General features: G+C 30.3%; 15 protein-coding genes. 13 read left to right on the plus strand and 2 right to left on the minus strand.

Features of this window, described 5'->3' with window-relative positions:
* Positions 1–78: 78 nt before the first annotated feature.
* Both U472_RS07400 and U472_RS07405 read left to right on the plus strand, forming a co-directional pair.
* The gene (locus U472_RS07400; protein ID WP_281201084.1) at positions 79–408 is read left to right on the plus strand and encodes a PTS sugar transporter subunit IIA; all 330 of its coding nucleotides are present in this window, start codon (positions 79–81) and stop codon (positions 406–408) included.
* 184 nt (positions 409–592) lie between these two features.
* Positions 593–1,315 carry a gamma-glutamyl-gamma-aminobutyrate hydrolase family protein gene (locus U472_RS07405; RefSeq protein ID WP_068717007.1) on the plus strand — a complete coding sequence of 241 codons (723 nt, stop codon included), beginning with the start codon at positions 593–595 and terminating at the stop codon, positions 1,313–1,315.
* Between the two features lie 68 nt (positions 1,316–1,383).
* Here the strand turns inward: U472_RS07405 and U472_RS07410 are convergent, their stop codons facing one another.
* Positions 1,384–3,324, minus strand: coding sequence for a tetratricopeptide repeat protein (locus U472_RS07410; protein ID WP_068717009.1), 1,941 nt, complete (start codon positions 3,322–3,324; stop codon positions 1,384–1,386).
* Positions 3,325–3,602: 278 nt separating this feature from the next.
* On the opposite strand from U472_RS07410, the gene U472_RS07415 reads away from it, so the two are divergent.
* The 5 genes from U472_RS07415 (at position 3,603) to U472_RS07435 (ending at position 10,430) form a co-directional block, all read left to right on the plus strand.
* Complete coding sequence (locus U472_RS07415; RefSeq protein ID WP_068717012.1) at positions 3,603–5,891, plus strand: efflux RND transporter permease subunit; 2,289 nt, start codon at positions 3,603–3,605, stop codon at positions 5,889–5,891.
* Positions 5,892–5,909: 18 nt separating this feature from the next.
* Positions 5,910–6,671 (plus strand): outer membrane lipoprotein-sorting protein, encoded by a 762-nt coding sequence (locus tag U472_RS07420; protein WP_068717014.1) that lies wholly within the window; start codon positions 5,910–5,912, stop codon positions 6,669–6,671.
* 17 nt (positions 6,672–6,688) lie between these two features.
* On the plus strand, positions 6,689–7,786 hold the full coding sequence (locus U472_RS07425) for a hypothetical protein (RefSeq protein WP_068717016.1): 1,098 nt from the start codon (positions 6,689–6,691) through the stop codon (positions 7,784–7,786).
* A gap of 173 nt (positions 7,787–7,959) precedes the next feature.
* The gene (locus U472_RS07430) at positions 7,960–8,565 is read left to right on the plus strand and encodes a TetR/AcrR family transcriptional regulator (RefSeq protein ID WP_068717018.1); all 606 of its coding nucleotides are present in this window, start codon (positions 7,960–7,962) and stop codon (positions 8,563–8,565) included.
* Positions 8,566–9,458: 893 nt separating this feature from the next.
* Positions 9,459–10,430 carry a hypothetical protein gene (locus tag U472_RS07435; protein ID WP_068717020.1) on the plus strand — a complete coding sequence of 324 codons (972 nt, stop codon included), beginning with the start codon at positions 9,459–9,461 and terminating at the stop codon, positions 10,428–10,430.
* 85 nt (positions 10,431–10,515) lie between these two features.
* Here the strand turns inward: U472_RS07435 and U472_RS07440 are convergent, their stop codons facing one another.
* Positions 10,516–11,454 (minus strand): IS982 family transposase, encoded by a 939-nt coding sequence (locus U472_RS07440; RefSeq protein ID WP_068717022.1) that lies wholly within the window; start codon positions 11,452–11,454, stop codon positions 10,516–10,518.
* Between the two features lie 119 nt (positions 11,455–11,573).
* Between U472_RS07440 and U472_RS07445 the strand changes: the two genes are divergently transcribed.
* From U472_RS07445 to U472_RS07470, 6 genes are all read left to right on the plus strand, one after another.
* Entirely contained in the window at positions 11,574–13,430 is a 1,857-nt protein-coding gene (locus U472_RS07445; RefSeq protein WP_176714122.1) for a sensor histidine kinase, read from the plus strand.
* Positions 13,431–13,560: 130 nt separating this feature from the next.
* Complete coding sequence (locus tag U472_RS07450) at positions 13,561–14,775, plus strand: argininosuccinate synthase (protein WP_068717026.1); 1,215 nt, start codon at positions 13,561–13,563, stop codon at positions 14,773–14,775.
* 89 nt (positions 14,776–14,864) lie between these two features.
* Entirely contained in the window at positions 14,865–15,332 is a 468-nt protein-coding gene (locus tag U472_RS07455; protein WP_068717028.1) for a GNAT family N-acetyltransferase, read from the plus strand.
* Between the two features lie 67 nt (positions 15,333–15,399).
* Positions 15,400–15,930, plus strand: coding sequence for a GNAT family N-acetyltransferase (locus tag U472_RS07460; RefSeq protein ID WP_068717030.1), 531 nt, complete (start codon positions 15,400–15,402; stop codon positions 15,928–15,930).
* Positions 15,931–15,935: 5 nt separating this feature from the next.
* Positions 15,936–17,312 carry an argininosuccinate lyase gene (gene argH / locus U472_RS07465; protein WP_068717032.1) on the plus strand — a complete coding sequence of 459 codons (1,377 nt, stop codon included), beginning with the start codon at positions 15,936–15,938 and terminating at the stop codon, positions 17,310–17,312.
* 581 nt (positions 17,313–17,893) lie between these two features.
* On the plus strand, positions 17,894–19,783 hold the full coding sequence (locus U472_RS07470; protein WP_068717034.1) for a methyl-accepting chemotaxis protein: 1,890 nt from the start codon (positions 17,894–17,896) through the stop codon (positions 19,781–19,783).
* The last annotated feature ends 660 nt before the right edge of the window (positions 19,784–20,443 follow it).

The raw sequence follows: 20,443 nt of genomic DNA on the forward strand, positions 1-20,443 counted from the left end.
AACTTAAGTTTAAAATCTTCTACTAAAGATATAGTTTTGTAGGAAATGGTTGAGTTATTTTATTAAGCAGGGAAAATAATCTCTAAAGAGGATTTTTATAATAAAATCTTAGCAAGAGAAGCAGAAAGTACGACAGGAATGGGGCCTATTCCCCATGGTAAGAACAAGGGGGTTAATGAATTATCTCTTGCTTTAGGTATATCTAAAGAAGGTGTAGATTTTGAGAGCCTTGATGGGAAAGCAGTGCATATACTTTTTATGGTTGCAGATTTAGCTGATTATTCTCCTAAATATCTAAAATTATTATCTAGAATTTCAATTTTAGTAAGAAATGGTGAGTTTAGAGAAGCTATTTTAGCGGCATCTACCCCTAAAGAGGTTCTAAATATAATTAAGGAATACGAATAGAAAAAAATTATTATGTCATTTAAATAAGGTTTTCCCAATTCTATTAGGAGACTATATAGGCACAGCTTTCAAGCTGTGCCTATATTTGTATGCATTTATCAGCAGGAATCATCTTAATCAATCGCTAAGTATAAGAATAAGTATAGCTAGATTAAAAAGCAAAATTAGTAAAGGGGAAGAAGTTATGAGAAAGCCTATAATTGGAATCACTACCTTCTGTAAAAGGGAGAATAAACTCAATAAAGTATATAATAAAGTCAGCTATAATTATATTATTTCAGTTATTAATGCAGGTGGAGTTCCTGTACTCATTCCTCTACTTGAAGATAAAGCTGAGGTAAAAACTTATATCGAGATGATAGATGGCTTGATTTTAACTGGTGGTGAGGATATCTGCCCCCATAGATACGGTGAATATCCTATTAATCAGGTTACTAAATTTGATAGTAAAAGGGATGAATGGGAGATTGAGCTTTTTAGAGAAGCTTACCAAAGGCAAATGCCTATTTTAGGAATTTGCCGGGGGATGCAGTTGATGAATATTGCTCAAGGAGGAAGTTTATATCAAGATATTATCGAAGAATATCAAGATGGAGTCTGCCATCTCTCTTGTAGTACAGATGTATGTGAGCTTTACCACTCTATCAGTATTAAGAAGAATAGTAAATTGTTTAGCATCTTAAAAAGGGAAGAGATTGAGGTTAACTCCTACCATCATCAAGCTGTTAAGAAGCTAGGAAGAGAATTAATAGTTACTGCCAAGTCAGAGGAGGGGATTATAGAGGGGGTTGAATCAGAAAGTAGAGGATTTGTGGTAGGAGTACAATGGCATCCTGAAGATTTAACCTTGAGGTATCCATCATTTTTAGAATTATTTAAAACCTTGATTAAAATAGCCAAGGGGTAATGTAATTACAAGCTAGAAATAAAGAAGAACCGCTATAATAGAATAGCGGTTCTTCTTTTGGTAATTTATTATTTGTTAAATTGAGGAGCATACTTACTTATATTTTCTTCTAGGCTACCGACTCCTACTTTGTGATGTGATAGTTCAGTATACTTTTCTCGTTTTTCATTGTTCTCAGTAAGCATAGCTAAATTTCCATAAGCACGTTTATATTTAGGATCAAGCTCTATGGCTCTTTTAAGATGTACCTTCGCTTTTTTCTTATCTCTATTCTTATATACTGTCCAGTGACCTGAATAGAAATGTCCTAAAGTATTTTGATATAATGGATTAGTCTCATTTAATGCTATGGCTTTTTCAATCTCTTCCATAGCATATTTCTGTAGTGTAGCAGTAGCTTCAGAGCTTTTTCTTAAATTGTCCTTGCAATATTCAAAATAAGCAAGACCTAATAAATAATGGGTAAAGTCATCTTCAGAGTTTGTCTCTATTTTATCCATATTGATAAAGAGATATTTATCAATGGCTCTATAAAATTGATAGTAACTATCTTCCCATTTCCCTTGTTTACTATAAAGAAGAGCTAGTTTTAGAGAGTCCTCAGCAGATTTACTGATAAGTTTATTCAGAACTTTTGAATCTTTTTGGCTGTTAAATCTAACTATGCTATTTGGATCAATGACTTTATCCCACACCTTAATTATATGGTTGAAATATTCGATTGATTTATCTGCATTGCCCGTCTTTTCATATAAGCGTGCTAAAGACTGATAAGTACTAATTTGGAGTAGTGTTATCACTCCATCTTTCTCTGTTAAGTGTTCCATAGTGTGCAAAGAATGACCTATTTTCCACTCGCTAGATAAATTATTTATCTCTGAGATTTCTTGCAGTGCATCTTCATATAATTTTATTCCTTCCTCTAAATTTCCATTAGATACAGAGTTTTGAGCTTCCTTTGTTAAAGAGATACTTAGGTTGTAATTTATCCAAGGAGATGTTCCACATTTTTTAGCTTTTCTTAAAGATTGAATTGCTTTATCAAATAAATTGTTCTCCATTAAAACTAAACCAGCATCATAATTCTCTTCTAATGTATCTAAGGAATCAGCTTTTACTAAAGTTTCTGGATCAATATCTATAACTTTTTGATAGTATTTTTTAGCTATCTTTCTACCATCATTATAGTAGTTGAAGTAGATATCAGCTAATAATAATGCCACTGAAGTATCTTTAGGATTTAATTCAAAGGCTTTTTTATAATTTGCAACAGCTTCTACTAGCATATCATAATCCTTTATTATCCTATTACCTACAGTATTAACTAAAAAATCATTCAAGTCGTAGTAAATATCTCCATATTCTACATATAATTTGGGATTATTAGGATCAGATTTGCGTTTAGAATTATAATCATTATTAACAAAATTAACTAATTCACCTACAGCATTATATACTTGATCGTTTTCTTCATCTCGTTCTCTTTCAGCTTTAGCGATTACTTTTGGCTTCTCCCCATAGATATTTATTGGTACTTGTTGACCAAAAGCATTGGTACCATAAGCCTGTTTAATATACCAGTGAACTCCTCCCTGATAGTCATTATAAGATATTTTATCTTGGTTAGGATGAATTATGTGGATATTACCTACATCTTTTAACCATCCTGGATGGTTGGATAACGCATCTTCAGATTCTGCTTCACCCCAAACTGAAATTTCATTATCTCCCCTGTGTGTTATCTCTCCTCTAATTTCCCAACGTGGATACTCAGTATAAAGTTGATTTAATGTATGTACTGCTTCATCATATATCTCTTCAGCTTGTACAATTTTAGTTTTTAATCTTTCAATTCCTTTTACCTCTGTAGCACTTTTATTTTTTACGGTAGAAGTTGAATCAGAACCAGAGCTTTGTTCTGTAGTAGATACTGAATTAGAATTGGAGCACCCTAATAAAGTAACTATAAAAATAGTTATTAATACAATTGAAAAATTTTTAAATCTCATAATACCCCTCCTAGTGAAAATGTTATATAAAAAATATTCGAGATAATTACATACAAAACCTTTATTTATAGGAAAATATATATAACAAAATACATTATATACAATAAAGTTATATTTATTTAATTAATTTTTTCAGATATAGTGAATGCTAATGCTTTATTATATATTTATAGTAAAGTAAATAACCACCCTAGGAAACTTGCATAAAAAATTGACATACGAACGGACGTTAGTTATAATGAAATTAATAAAATTCAATAATGAAGGTGGAATTGAAAATGTTAAGAAAAATAGTTAATCTTTCAATTAATTATCCTTGGATAGTTATTATTAGCTTTATACTTATAACTATCTTTTTTGCTTTACAACTGCCAAATACAGTAATAGATGCTGATTTAAAGAATGAGATTCCTGCTGATATGACATCAAGATTGAATATGGATAGGATTGAAGAGATATTTGGAGGAACTGAGGTAGTAATCTTAGCATTAAAGAGTGAAGATGTTTTAAAAGAGGATACTTTATATAGAGTAAAGGAATTAACAGAGAGATTAGAAAGCTTAGAAGAGGTTGATCAAGTAAATAGTCCCTTTACCTTAGAGGATATAAGAGGAGAGAATAATCAGTTAATTATAGAGGACTCTATAATTAATATACCACAAAATGAGCAAGAAAGAGAAGCATTAAGAGAAAGAATTAAAGATAATGATTTAGTTTATGGTAGTATTATTTCAGAAGATTTTAAGGCTGTAGCTGTAATAGCCATTTTGAGGGAGGGTATTAAGGATAAGAAGATTTTAGATGAAATTGACAAGATTATTAGAGAAGTTTCTGGTGATGAAGAGTTATATTTAGCTGGGTTACCAATCGTTCGAGCAGAAGTAGCAAATAATATGCAAAAAGATATGAAAAAGTTCATTCCATTGGGTTTATTAATAATGTTAATCTTTTTATACCTCTGTTTTAGAGAATTAAGTGGAGTGTTATTGACCTTAGCTGTAATGTTAGTTTCTATAATTGTTGCTATGGGATTAATCTCTTTATTTGGCTGGAAGCTTCAACTCATTACAATTATACTGCCTGTAATTCTATTAGCAATAACCAATGACTATGCTATTCATATTATAGCTAAATACCAACAAGATGGTAACTTAAATCCAGCAGCAAGTAACAAAGAATTAATATCAGGTGTTATTGGAGATTTAGGTACTCCGATAATTGTTGCAGGGCTGACAACAATTATCGGTCTGTTATGCTTATTAGCACATATTATAATTTCTGCTAAGCAGCTTGGAATATTAGCAGCTGTAGGCAATGGTCTAGCTATATTAGGTAGTTTATTCCTTGTTCCTGCTCTCTTAGTTGTACTTCCTAAAAGAGACTTTATTAAAGATGATAATCAAAAGAAGAAGGAAGGATTAATAGCTAAGTTATTGATTATTATTTCAAATTTAGTAACTCAAAGACCAAAGAAAGTAATTATAACTTCAACAATAGTAATTATAATACTATCTTTTGGAATACCATTAATCAAAGTAGATACCAATCCGATTAATTATTTTGATAAAGATTCTGATATAGTTAAATCTGATAATATAATCAATAGTTACTTTGGAGGTTCTACTAACATTTCTATTGTAGCCAAAGGTGATATTCAAAATCCTACCATTATGAGGAAAATTGATGATTTAGAGAAGACCTTAAAAGAGCATGAGAGTATTGGTGAGGTAATGGCAGTCTCTAAAGCAATTAGAAAGATGAATCAGGTATTGCATAATGATGATAGTCTTTTTTATAAGATTCCAGATAGTAAAAATGCAATAGCACAGTACTTTATGTTATATAGTATGTCTGCTGATTTAGATAAAGTTGTTGACTTTGATTATAGGTATTCTTTAATCAATGCTAGGATACCTAGCAACAGTACCAATCAAGTTAGAGAAGTAGTCAAATATATTAAAGATTATATTAATAAAGATTCAGATTCACCATTTGTAATTATAGGAGGTTTTGCAGATTTATTATCTCAGTTAGTTAATTCAGTTGTTCAAGGTCAGACTACAAGCTTAATCTTATCGCTAACGGTTATAGCTCTAATTGTAATTGGAATATTTAGATCATTCTTTGCAGGTTTACTTTCAATTATACCTTTAGGAATAGCAATGGTCAGTTTATTTGGTTTAATGGGATATTTTAATATTGAGTTAAATATGGTAACTGCTCTATTATCATCAATTATGATTGGTGTAGGAATAGATTATACTATTCATTTCTTATGGCATTATCGAGAAGAGAAGAGGAATAAGAATTCTACTGAAGCCGTTAGGACTACTTTGTTAACGGTAGGAAAGGCTATTATTTTTAATGCCTTATCAGTAGTATTTGGGTTTATTGTATTGATGTTGTCTAACTTCCTACCTATAAGATTTTTTGGATTTTTAATTGTAGTTTCAATCAGTACTTGTTTGATTGGTGCTTTGGTAGTTCTTCCAACAATTTGTATCTTATTCAAACCTAAATTCTTAGAAGTAGGAACTGTTAGTAATTATAACTTAGAAGTAAATTAAAGGAAAGGGTGATTAATTATGAAGAAAATTTTAACTTTGGTGTTAGTCTGGTTATCAATCATTGGAGTAAGTGGATTGGTTTCTGCTCAATTAACAGGAAGTGATATTTTAGATAAAGTGAAGGAAGCAACCCAGCCTAAAACTTCTTATACCAAGATGAAAATGGAGCTGTATAGTTCTGCTGGTCAAAAGAGAGAGAGGATGATAGAAGGATATAGAAAGAATGGTGAATATACAAAAGCTATGAATAGATTCTTATTTCCAGCTACAGTAGAAGGAACCTCCTTTTTATCTTTAGAGAATGAAGAGGATGAAGATATGTATCTTTATTTACCTGCTTTGGGTAGTGTCAGAAAGATATCTTCTAGTCAAAAGAATGGGAGCTTTGTAGGGACCGACTTTACTTATAATGATTTAAATTTAATAGGTGAGGGAGATTATAATAAAGATTATGATGCTAGTATTTTATCGGAGAATGATAAGGAGTATGTATTAAAGCTAGTACCGACTGATACTGATATCGATTATAAATATCTTAAAATATGGATCAAAAAAGAAGAATGGCATCTAATTAAATCTGAGTTTTATGATGAAAGAGGTAAACTAGAGAAGATATTAACTGCTGAAAATTTTGAAAAGATAGCAGGTTATTGGACTCCACGTAAATCAACTATGGAGAATGTACAGAAAGGAACGAAAACAGTTATTTATATGGAAGAGATTACTTATGATAAGCCAATTAATGACCGTATCTTTACTACTAGATATTTGAGTAGATAGTTAAGGAGGGAGATTTGGTGAGAGATATTAAATTTTTAATCTTAATAGCTTGTTTACTGTTAACTTTTACTTCTACTGCTTTAGCAAGTCAACTTGAGATTTCTGGTTCCTTAAAAGGTGATTTAATAGTAAGTACAGATGATGGTAAACTGACTGACCAAGAGAAAGTCAATCTAATCTTAGAGAAAGGTTTTGGCTTTGATGCTGAGATGTATATTGATCTAGGCTTTAGAGAAGATTATAATAATGCTGATACTGATATCAATGAAGCATATTTAAATTATTACACCGATAATATGGATTGGAGAATTGGTAAACAACTAATTAATTGGGGAAGCTCTTATAAATTACAGCCAACAGACTATTTTAATCCTGTTGATCGAACTGCTCTAAAACCATTAGATGAAAAACTTGGGGTTGAAGCAGTTAAAGGAATCTATTATGCTCCTAATGGTTTGGAGATAACAGGGGTAGTAGTCCCATTCTTTAAAGCAGATAAATTATCTACTTTTATCCCCAATCTTAGAGCAGTGGAAGATAATGTCGAAAATATGCAGGAAGGATTTAAAGTAACTAAACGTTCTTTTAAAGGTTTTGATTTATCCTTAAGTGGGTATCATGGTTTTGATAGAAAACCTATTAATAATAATATGGATTTTATTTATCCAGAATTAAATAGGATTGGTTTTGACTTAATCGGAGATATTGGTGAAATGGGAGTTTGGACAGAATTGGCATATGCTATTTATCAAGACGAAGAATTTGATAATGGACTAGAGACAACCTTAGGGGCTGATTATAAATGGAGTAATGATTTATATTTAGTTCTTCAAGCATATTATCAGCAAGGAAGGTTAAGTAGTGAGAATGATACAAAGGTATTTAATCTTCACTTTGATAAACCAATCTTTAATTTTCATCAGGTAGAAGGTAATTTTATTTATGAATTTGAAACTGAAACTATTGTTCTAGAGCCTCAATTTAATTATTCCTTAGCCAATTCTATAGAGTTACAAATTGGAGGGACCTATATAAATAGTCAAAATGATGATGCACTTATAGTAGCTACATTTGGTCAAGATAGAGTTTATACAAGATTGAATATAGAGTTTTAACCTTATTTAAATACTCCTTTAAGTTAGAGATGGTAAATTCTCTAAAATTTAAAGGAGTTTTTTTCTGATTGTAATAGATAAAGGAATAATAAATTCAAGAGAGAAGATTATATTAAATAGGGTAGTTTTTTGGATAATTTTAAGTTATAAAGATATATAAGGAGTGTTTAATAATGGCTCAGAAAAATACAAAAGATTTAATTTTAGATGCAGCTTTAGACCTGTTTTCAGAAAAAGGTTTTGCTGCAACCTCTATTCGTGAGATTGCTGAGAAAGTAGGTATCCGTAAAAGTTCAATATATAATCACTTTAAGAGTAAGGAAGATATCTTTGAAACTTTATTTTCTATTCTTGGAGCAAAGACTATTAAAGGAATATTTGAGAATAAAGAGTTACAGGAAAAGATTAATCACCCATATGATTTTTTAAAAATTTTTGCTAAACTAGTTAAGAAGTTTGTAGATAATTTAGAAGAAGAAAAGTTACTTAAAGTGATGTTGATGGAGCATAATAGTGAAGTTGTGAGAAGGATGATGAAAGAGAAATTTTTAGAAGAAGATAGGGAAATTTTAATCAAAATATTCAAAGAAATGATTGAGAAAGGGTTAATTAAGCCATATGATCCTTTAACATTAGCCAATGAATTTATAGGAACTTTGATTTTTATAAGAATTCAACATCTTTTATTAAGTTATGAAACTGATGATTTTAGTGTAATTTATAATTTAATAGATAGGCATATAGAATTTTTCTGGAATGCTATTAAAGTTGAAGACTAATTCTTTGAAAAAGAAGAATTAATTATATAATTATAGTGGAAATTGATTAGAATGATGTATAATTATAATAATAAGCTAGAGATAAAGAAGAACCGATATTATATTAGTTCTTCTCTTTTTATATTAGTTATTTGATTAGGGAGTATACTTACTTAAAATTTGGTTCATCTTGTTTATCGATATCTGATTAAAGTGTCATATAATGAAATATTTTTATATTAGCGGTATAAAAAAACTTTAAAAATAGCCAAAAAAGGATAAAAATTATTTTATACCATATTAGTATATAATTAACATATAAATGGTAGTTATATTTATATGTTTAGATTTTGAGTTATTTTATTAAGAGGATTTGGTTAAAGAGAAGAATTAAATTTATAATATTAGACTATGTAAAAACAAAGAAATTTGAAAGGTGTTTATTGATTAATCTAGAATTGATAAAATTAAGAAAGAGAAAAGCTAAAAAAGATGATTCTAACAAAGATATGATATTGAAAAAATGTAAATAAGAATAAGTTATTTGTAGCTGTTGATTTATGGTAAAAATAAAGGTGTTAAAGAATTACTATATGCTTTATATATTTAAAAAATATATTCTAATGATTTTAGTGGTAGATATATCCATATATTATAATTATTCACAAAAATATTAATTGATAAGATAAAATTACAAATAAAATGTAATAAGATATTATTTTTTCTATTTTGATAAAAAATAATAGTAAATAGAGGATAAATAACCTTAATAAGAGAATATATACACTATATTCTCTTATTTTATTTAAAAGAGAGATATATTATATTTTGATAATTACTAACTTATATAACACATAAATCAATTAAATTACTTAGAAGATAGAGTATTATATATTACAAGGTGGGAAGTAGATATGAAAAAAATAATTATTATTTTAATCTTGTTAGGGATAATCTTTAATATTATATCAGATAATCAAATGAGCTCTGATATGATAGAGGTTGATGATGATAATTGGGAATATGCTTTAGGGGATTTACCTGTAGATAAAGATGAGAATATTAATATAGAAGCTATTTGGCATCCTTTGCAGTTAAATAGATACATAAAATCTTCTAGTCAATATGATTATACTTGGATAAGGGTCAAGTTGCCAAATGAAAATTTAACGAATAAATCAATTTATACAACTTATTCTTCAGTAGTAATATTCCCCCACGAATTTTATTTAGATGGGAAGCAGATTTTTAAGAATGGGGAACTTGAGGGTAAAGAAGAACCTGTTGAGGTCATACATAGGATTACTCCATTACCACAGAATATACAGGGAAGGTATTTATACATTAGATTTTATAACAATAAGCATAGACTATTAGTGGAAAAGAGTCTAATCTCTCTCATTTCTTCTCATAGTAATATAGTTAGAAATATATTTTCTATAGGATTTTTGGACTTATGTTTAAGTATTCTGTACTTATTAGTAGGTGGATTTATACTGGTCATATTCTCTTTTAAAAGAAATGAGTTGAGATATCTTTACCTAGGAACTTTTTTAGCCTTAGCTTCTTTATATACAGTTAGTAATAATGAGATAATGAGACTCTTATTTGAAGGATATGAGCTTTTTGTAATTCATTACTTTAGTAGCTGTGCTCTTGCTGCAACATTTTCTTTTTGTTTAAAGGAATTTATAGATTATAAGAGTAGTTTTTTAAGGGGGATTGGATATATATATATGGTATTAGCAGGATTATCTATCTTTGCTTATTACCTTTATCCTTTCTCAATAATAGTTGTATATAGGATTAGTGATATTTTAACCTTATTACTGGCACTTTCTGTAGTTGTTTATCTACAAAATTATATAAAGAACGCGTTGTGCTAATAGATGAAATTTATATGGATGTATTTACCAGTGAATAGAAGTAAAAAGAATACCTTAGAATAATAATCACATTTATTTGTAATTATTATCCAAATATTAACTCTTTAATTCGACCGATATTAATTGTTCTTCCAAGAGTTTTATTAATGAAATAACCTAGATTATGTGCTAAAACTTTAACTTTAATTTTAGTCGTTAATCCCCAAAGTGATTTTGTGAGTACATTTGATATATTGAATTGTTCATCAAGTTGAGAAAAAGACGTTTCAACCCTTCTCCTAACCTTTGAGATTATTTTTTTAAATGCTTTTGGGTGCGGATCTTTACTATTCTTTCGTTTTATAGGGATAAGATCAATATTTTTCTCATCTTTTAAGATATCATTTAAGTCATTACTGATATATCCTTTATCTCCTATAATTTTTAAAGAATGATATGGCGAAGTTAGTTCCCATAGAGTTTCTCTATCATCTACATTAGCTGGAGTTAAATTAAAATCAGTAATATATCCATTTAAAGTAACAAGAGCATGTAGTTTAAAACCAAAATAAGTTTCTTTTTTAGATGCACAATTACCATATTCAGCTTCGCTGAAAGTTTTATTAAAATGTGCTCTCGCAAATTCACATACTGGAATAGGCATACTATCTACAATTCTATAATTATCATACTGATAATTAAGAATTAGAGTTAATTTTTTTCGTATTTCATCTAATACAGCATGTAAATTCCTAAGTGTTCTATTAAATCTAGTTCTATGGCATACTTCTGGAAATAAATCCTTTAGATTCTTTTTTACAAAATTAAACCACGATTTTTCAGAATCAATAGTAAGTGATTCACCTACAATACTGATAGTAATTATCTCACTATCAGAAAGGATTGCTTTATCAATATTACGGCGTTCTTTAATATGTGTTGGGGTTACTTCTTGATAAATGTCATCAATTATAACATAAATAATAGTAATAAAGTCTCTTAAATTTTCAATTTCTATGGTATAATAGTTATTGGACTCCAGCATATGTTATCCTCCTATTTTAAATATTGGTTGTATTTATTATAGGATAACATCTTTTGCTGGGGTTTTTCTATTTAAATTTAACTAGCACAACGCGTATAAAGAATAAAGAGTCTCATAGTTTGATACTATCAGGAGTCTTTTTTGAAGTGGTTACTATCTTTACACTACTTAGAAGAATACTATTTAGTTATGGAATTCTTGCTTTGAATAATACCTTTGAAAATTATTTGACAGATAGATTTAGTTTAGTTGAGCTAGGATTATTCTTATTTAGTTTATCTTTACTTTATCTATCTTTAGCTAGATTTATTAAGGTATGTCCGATACTTAATATTAAGGATAAAGAGTTAGTATTAGAAAGGGACAATTTAAAAAGGTATCTTAATTTATCTAAAATTATCTTCTTAGTCTTAGATAAGGATGGTAGAGTAAGGTTTATTAATAAAAGAGGCTGTGAACTTTTAGGAAAAAAGGCAGAAGAAATTATAGGAAAAATGTGGTTTAAGGACTTTGATAAGAATCAGCAGAAGCTAAGATTACTAGAAAGAGTAGTAAAAGGAGAGATGGAACTACCTGATTATACTGAAGGAACCCTAGTAGATAAAGATGGTAATGAGCGTTTAATCAGTTGGTATACTAGCACTCTAAAGGATAAGTTGGGAAATGTTGAAGGGACTATAAGTTCAGGGCTAGATATAAGTAAAAAGAGGTTATTAAATGATGAGTTAAATTCTAATACCATGAAGGTTAATTCGATTAAGAATATATCTAACCACTTAAATCATTCACTGGAATTAATATTTTCAGCTTTAAAAATATTAGATATTGTTGATGTGATATTTTTAGTTATAAATAAAGAGCAAAAGATTACTTTCTTCAATCAGGGAGGGTTTAGAGATTTTGGATATAGTGAAAAAGAAGTAGTTGGAGAGAGTGTATTTAAATTCTGTCAGAAAGATAAAGTAGAATTAAAAAGAGGGATTGAAAATTTATTTAATGAAGAAAAGGAATTACCAGAATATGTCGAGACTAAAATCCTAACAAAGTATGGAAGTATACGGACTGTTTCTTGGCATCTTGCTCGGCTAAAGGATAGAGATGGAAAGATTCAAGGAATTTTTAGTTCTGGAATAGATATCACTGAACGGAAATGGTTAGAAGAGAAACTGGAAGATAATAAGTTACAGGTAGAATTCTTTGCTAATCTATCCCATGAACTGAGAACACCTTTGAATTTAATCTTTTCTGCATTGCAGATGCAAGAAATGTATAATAAGAAGAATTTAGATGCCAATAATTATAATAATCTCAGCAACTATACAAAGATTATGCGTCGTAATATACATAGGCTATTAAGATTAATCAATAATCTGGTGGATATCACAAAGATCGATGCTGATTTTTATGATTTTAAGTTGGAGAATCATAATATTGTAGAGATAGTTAATAATGTAGTACTTTCTGTAAAGGATTATTTAAGTAATTCTTCTAGGGAGATTATCTTTGAATCTAAATTGTCTGAAAGGATTATTACTTGTGATTCTGTTAATATTGAAAGGATTATGCTTAATCTCTTATCTAATGCTATTAAGTTTAGTGATGAAGGTGATAAGATAATAGTAAGAGTATATGAAGAGGGTAATTATATATACATATCTGTAAAAGATACTGGAATAGGTATTAAACAAGAGCAACAAAAGATAATTTTTGAAAGGTTTGGTCAAGCTGATAAGTCTTTTAATAGAAGAAAAGAGGGTAGTGGCATTGGATTAGTAATAGTTAAATTGCTAGTAGAGATGCATGGAGGAGAGATTAGCGTAAAAAGTAAATATGGAGAAGGAAGTGAATTTATAATTAGGTTGCCAAATATAGTGTTAGAGGATGAAGATATTGAATTTGCTGCTAAGCAGTTTGTTTTAAAAGAGGAATTAGTTGATAGGATAGAAGTTGAGTTTTCAGATATATATGAAATATAGAAGGTTTAGGTTGTTTTCAGAAAATTCAAACTTTAATATTGTCCTTGTATTTTTATACAAGACAATGTATAATCATACTAAAGAAAAAATAAATAAAAATTATTTTGAGATAAATTAGGAGGCGTTGAGGATGAAGAAGAAGATAAATAAGGTAGTTATGGCTTATTCAGGAGGATTAGATACATCAGTAGCTATTAAATGGTTACAGGACAAGTATGATGTGGAAGTAATCTGTTTTTCAGCTGATGTAGGGCAGAATGAGGATTTAACACCATTAGAAGAGAAGGCTTTAAATACAGGAGCAAGTAAGATTTATATTGAAGACTTACAAGAAGAATTTTTAAAGGAGTATGTCTTTAAAGGCTTAAAAGCTGGAGCATTATATGAAGCCAAATACCCATTGGCTACAGCTTATTCTAGACCATTGATTGCTAAGAAGATGATTGATGTTGCTAAAAAAGAAGGTGCAGATGCAGTAGCTCATGGTTGTACTGGAAAGGGAAATGACCAAGTAAGATTTGATGTTTCTTTCCAAGCATTATCCCCAGGGATTGAGATTGTAGCCCCATTAAGAGAGTGGGAGTTTAAAGCTAGAAGTGAAGAGATTGAATATGCAGCTAAACACAATATTCCTGTAAGTGCTACTAAGAAGAGCCCTTATAGTATTGATAGAAATTTATGGGGGGTTAGTATTGAATGTGGAATCTTAGAGGATCCTTGGGCTGAACCGCCAGCAGAAGTATATCAAATTACTACTGCTCCAGAGGATGCACCAAATGAAGCTGAATATATAGAAGTTACTTTTAAAGCTGGTGAACCAGTAGCTTTAAATGGTCAAGAATATGGTCCAGTAGAGCTAGTAAGTAAATTAAATGAGACTGCAGGCAAACATGGTATTGGTAGAATCGATATGGTAGAGAATAGATTGGTAGGAATTAAATCTAGAGAGATTTATGAAGCACCAGCAGCTACGGTATTGATGAATGCTCATAGACATTTAGAGGATTTAGTCTTAGATAGAGAGACATACCATTATAAAGAGTTAATTGCTCAAAAATATGCTGAACTTGTTTATTATGGACAGTGGTTCTCACCATTAAAGGCTGCTTTAGATGCCTTTGTTGATACAACTCAACAGTATGTAAATGGAACAGTAAAGCTTAAATTATATAAAGGTAATGCTACAGTAGTAGGAAGAAAATCTGATAATTCACTATACCAAGAAAACTTAGCTACTTATGAAAAATCAGATATCTTCAACCATGATGCTGCTATTGGATTTATCGAATTGTTCGGCCTGCCATTAAAGGTACATGGAAGTGTAAATAAGAGCAGTAACGAGTAACGAGTAACGAGTAAAAGATAAAATAATAAGGAATTAACTCGTTACTGGTCACTCTGTTACTCGCCGCTGATTTTAAAGGGGGAGAGTGGATGGAGATAATTATCAAAAAAGCAGATCTTGCTGATAGTCAATTGGTCTATAATTTGACTAAGACTGCTTTTAAAGCTTATGCTGATCCCTCTCTCTTTCCTACAACACCAGCATTATTAGAGAGTAAAGAGGATATTATCAGAGATATTGAAGAGAAAGATGTTTTAATTGCTTACTTAAATAATAATGCAGTAGGAACAGTCCGTTATTATGGTCAAGATGAAGATTTCTATTTAATAAGATTGGGTGTGCTTCCTGAATATCGAGGATATGAAATTGGAAAAGAGCTGATCTTGGAGGTTGAGGAGAGAGTGAGAGCAAAGGGAGGAAGAAGAATTATTCTTTATTCTCCTAATAGATTGACTAATTTAATAGAGTTTTATAAAAGGCTTGGTTACCAAGTTATAAAGTTAATAGAAGATGATAATTATATTAGAGCTAAATTAGCTAAAATAATAGATTTTTAAAAGAGGGCGATAAATTCGCCCAATTATTATATTTATATCACTTTATAGTAATCATAGGTGGTAAAAGATGAACTTAATTATTCAAGAAGTATCTTTAGATCAGATTGACTTACTTCTTAAAGTTGCTAAGAATAGTTTTGTACAGACCTATCAAGACCAGAATAATCCAGAGGATATGGCTGATTATTTGGAGAGAAACTTTAATAAAGAAGAGCTAGAGTTAGAGCTTAAGGATGAAAATTCTAAGTTCTTTATCGCATGCCTTGAGGATAAGGCAGTTGGTTATTTTAAGTTGAGTTTTAATAAAGTACATAAACTTTTAAAGACAGATAAAGCTATTAAGTTAGAGAGGTTATATCTTCTTCAAAGCTATATTGGTAGGGGCATTGGCAAAGAATTAATGTTTAAAGCAATAGAAGTTACTAAGAATAATAAGGTAGAGTATTTATGGTTAGGAGTCTGGAAAGAGAACCAAAAGGCTATAGCTTTCTATCAGCGATGGGGATTTAAAATTTTTAGTGAAGAGATATTCTTCTTAGGAGAAGATGCTCAAGAGGATTGGTTGATGAAGAAGAGAATAGAGATTAATGGGGAGTGAAGATTATGAAGATGTGGGATGGTAGATTTCAAGAGAGTACCGATGCTTTAGTAGAAGAGTTCAATGCTTCTATCGGTTTTGATTATAAATTGGCAAAATATGATATTCAAGGTAGTATGGCTCATGCCAAAATGTTAGCCAAGTGTGGAATCATTACAGAAGAAGATAGTAAAGAGATAATTAAAGGTTTAGAAGAGATATTAACAGAGGTTGAAGCAGGGGAGTTTGAATTTACAGTAGAGCTTGAGGATATTCATATGAATATTGAAAAGAGGTTGACTGATAAGATTGGTCCAGTCGGTGGAAAGTTACATACAGCTAGAAGTAGAAATGATCAAGTTGCTTTAGATGTAAGGTTGTATCTACGAGACCAGATTGAACAGATTAAAGAGTTGGTAAAGCAGTTACAACAGGTATTATTAGATTTAGCTGAAGAGAATATTGATATTATTATGCCTGGTTATACCCATTTGCAGAGAGCACAACCAATTAGACTGGCACATCATCTATTAGCATATCAACAGAAGTTAGGTCGTGATTATGATAGACTAGTTGATTGTTATAAAAGGGTCAATATTTTACCTTTAGGTTCTGGTGCTTTGGCAGGAACAAAGTTTCCAATAGATAGAGACTTTGTAGCTAAGGAGTTAGGTTTTGCAGGGGTAAGTCAGAATAGCTTAGATGCAGTTAGTGACCGTGATTTTGTAATTGAATTTTTAGCAGCATCATCTACTATTATGATGCATTTAAGTCGCTTTAGTGAAGAGTTAATTATTTGGACTAGCTCTGAATTTAATTTTGTGGAGATATCTGACTCCTTCTGTACAGGTAGTAGTATTATGCCCCAGAAGAAGAACCCTGATATCCCTGAGTTGATTCGTGGTAAGACGGGACGGGTTTATGGTAATTTAATTCAATTACTAGTTACCATGAAGGGCTTACCATTGGCTTACAATAAGGATATGCAAGAGGATAAAGAAGGCTTATTTGATACTGTAGATACAGTTAAGAAAAGTCTAGAAATCTTTGCAAGGATGATGGCTAAGACTAAATTCAAAGCAGATAAGATGAAGGCATCTACAGAAGGTGGTTTTGTTAATGCTACTGATGTAGCTGATTATCTAGTAGATAAGAATATTCCTTTTAGAGAGGCCCATGAGATAGTCGGTAAAAGTGTATTTTATTGTATAGAGAATAATAAGAAGTTATCAGAGTTGACGATGGAGGAGTGGCAAAACTTCTCTGAGGTATTTAGTGATGATATCTATCATGCAATTGCTATCGAGACCTGTGTAGATGCTCGTAATACAATAGGTGGTCCTGCTAGAGAAGAGATAGAAAGAGTTATTAAGCAAGAAAGAAATCTATTAGCCATAGACTAACAGAGATAAATAATAAAAGTGTGAGTGATTAGTGGATGATTTTTATTCCGGAGTGGTTTTTTTAAATCCGTAGGGGAGTGGTGAGTAAGGGCTTAATAAATTAAGCTCAAGTAATAATAAACCAATTCGTTACTAGTCATTTGTCACTTTATTTTTTATTCTGAGTTTGTCTGTAGCAGTCTGGTCTAATAGTTTTTGATTTTAAGTTCTTAAAACTTTTTTTGAAACAGACTTACACTGACTAAAAGCTGACTTTATCTAAAAAAATAAAAATAATAGGAATCAGTAGTAAATATATTTACTACTGATTCCTGACAGCTAAGAAAAAAATCCGTGTCTATCCGTGACAAAAAATATTTTGAATTGGTTTTAAAAAATTTCATAATAGAAGAATAGGTGTTAGCCTATTGTATTCATTGCCAAAAGACGACACAGCAAAGTGTGTCGTCTTTTGTTTTAATTTGAATAAATTTCTATTCCAACAATGGAGGATAATCCTAGGATAATCTAGAATTAAGTATATAAATTCAGTTAAGGAAACTACATTTTCAGACAAAATAATACTAAGGAGGGGTACGTTAATGAATGATGGTGAAAGTAATAAAAATAAATTAGAAAAAGTCAAGTTTAAAAATAGTTTAATGACTAAATTGAATGGTAGTATCATACTAATTTTAATATTATGTATATTAATTTTAGGGTTTTTAATTAATAATGTAGTCTCAAAGACCCTAACTCAATCAGCAGAAGAAAGAAATTTAGAGGTAGCTAGAACCTTAAAGAGTGAAGTTGATGCTTTCTTTAATCAAGCAGAAAATGTAGTCAACTTAATTTCTACAAGAGAAGAGTTGAAAGAAAATGATACCATCAAGCTGAAAAAACTTTTTAAAAGAATAAAAGAAGATTATCCAGAATTTTTATTTTTATATTTAGGAACTACTACTGGTGGGATGAAATCTTATCCAGAGGCAGATTGGAGTGATTTTGACCCTCGAACAAGACCATGGTATAAAAAAGCTAAAGAAGAAGATAGGGTAATTTGGACAGATTTTTATACAGATGCTGTTACTGGAAAGCCGGTTATTACTGTAGCAATTCCTGTTAAAAATAACTCTGGTGAATTTATTGGAGTGTTAGGGGTTGACATAACGCTAAAGACTTTAAGTGCTAAGATAGCAAGTAAGAAAATAGGAGAAGAAGGTTATGCCTTTATGGTTGATAAAAAAGGTAGAACTATTGCCCATCCTAATTCTAAAATGGTAGAAACACAATATGATGTAAATCAGGTCTTTAAGCTAGAAGATAAGATAAAGGGAAAGGAAGGAAGTTTTACCTATAGCTATGAAGGAGAAGGTAAATTAGCTTCTTATATTCATTTTGATAAACTTGATGGAAATATTTTTGCACAAGTACCTTTTGCAGAAGTTTATGCTATTAGAAATAAGATTAGAAATTATATTATAGGATTTAGTATTTTAGCTTTGGTAATAATAAGTATTGTAATTAGTTTTATAAATAATATTTACTTATTGAAACCACTCAAAAAAGTTATTGCTAGTATTTCTCGATTAGCTGAAGGGAATTTTACTACAACTGAGGTAACAGGAAGACAAGATGAAATTGGTCGTTTAGAGGTAGCTTTAGATAAAATGGCAGATAATTTAAGAAAAATGATAACTAATGTAAGTGATACAGCAGAAAACCTTTCAGCTTATAGTGAAGAATTATCTGCTTCAGCAGAAGAAGGTAATGCTAGTATTGAAAGCACTACTCAATTAATAGAAGATATGTCAGCAGCTATTCAAGAGATATCAGCTAGTACAGAAGAGATAAGCAGTTTTACTGAAGAGGCTGATAATCGTACTCAGTTAGGTAATACTAATATTCAAAAAACAGTTAGTAGCATTGAAGAAATAAGTAAATCTGTTCAAAATACTGTAGAGGTGATTAAAGAGTTAAATAACAATTCTAAGGAGATTGGTCAGGTAATAGAACTAATTACTAATATAGCTGAACAGACCAATTTATTAGCATTAAATGCAGCTATTGAGGCAGCTCGTGCTGGAGAGCATGGACAAGGTTTTGCTGTAGTAGCTGATGAAATAAGAGAGTTAGCAGAAGAGACCTCTAAAGCTACAGATAAGATTGCTAATTTAGTTAAAAGTACACAACAGCGTTCAAAGGTTGGTTTGCAGTCTATTCAGAAGGTTGAAACTCAAGCGATTAATGGAGAGAAGATAGCAGTAGAAACAGGGGGAATATTTAAAAAGATTGAAAATTCTAGCAAAGAGATTTCTGTACAGGTTGAACAGGCAGCAGCGTCTACACAGAATTTAGCCGAAAATAGCGACAGAATAATGAATGCAGCTGAGGATATTAAAGCTATGTCTTATGAAGTAACAGATTCATCTCAGGAATTGGCCCATATGGCTGAAGAATTACAACACTTAATTGCTAAATTTAAAATATAGTTTTAATCAAAAGAACTCCATGTTAGGGGTTCTTTTTGTTGGAGGATGGATATAGAGTTTACAGTGTGCAGGGTACGATTTACAGTTATTTACATCAGAGATTAACTGTACATTGTCAATTGTACACTGATAACGTAAGATGGTGGTATTGTAGCTAATAAAAGGCTTTTAAAATTTACAATTTGTAATTTAGAGTGTATAATTAATAATGGATTATTACAGAATTTATATAGATAAACAATTCTAAAAAGGAATTTAAAACATTATTTTTGCCACAAATGTACACTAATTAATAGCTAACAGCTGATAGCTGTCGGCTATTAGCCAAAAAGCATTTATTATTCGCGTCTATTCGTGTTAATTAGTGGCTAACTATCTCTTTGATCTTGTTTTTATTTCACTTTAGACTTGGATATCTATATAGTCTCGTGAACTTAGACTGAAATTTTCCAGTATTAATCTTGCCCAAAAAGATTTATAATTAAGCTAACTTATATATAAAGGAGCTATTATAAATGGGCAGAAAATTCATTGAAGTTAAAACATTACACAGATATACTATTGAAGAATTACAACAATTAGCCTCTGAAACTTCAAGTAAATATACTAATTCTGTATTAATGGCAGTTATTATGTGTTATAACGGCGTTGATACTACAA

Origin of the sequence: Orenia metallireducens (assembly GCF_001693735.1) — a bacterium.
Lineage (GTDB): Bacteria > Bacillota > Halanaerobiia > Halobacteroidales > Halobacteroidaceae > Orenia > Orenia metallireducens.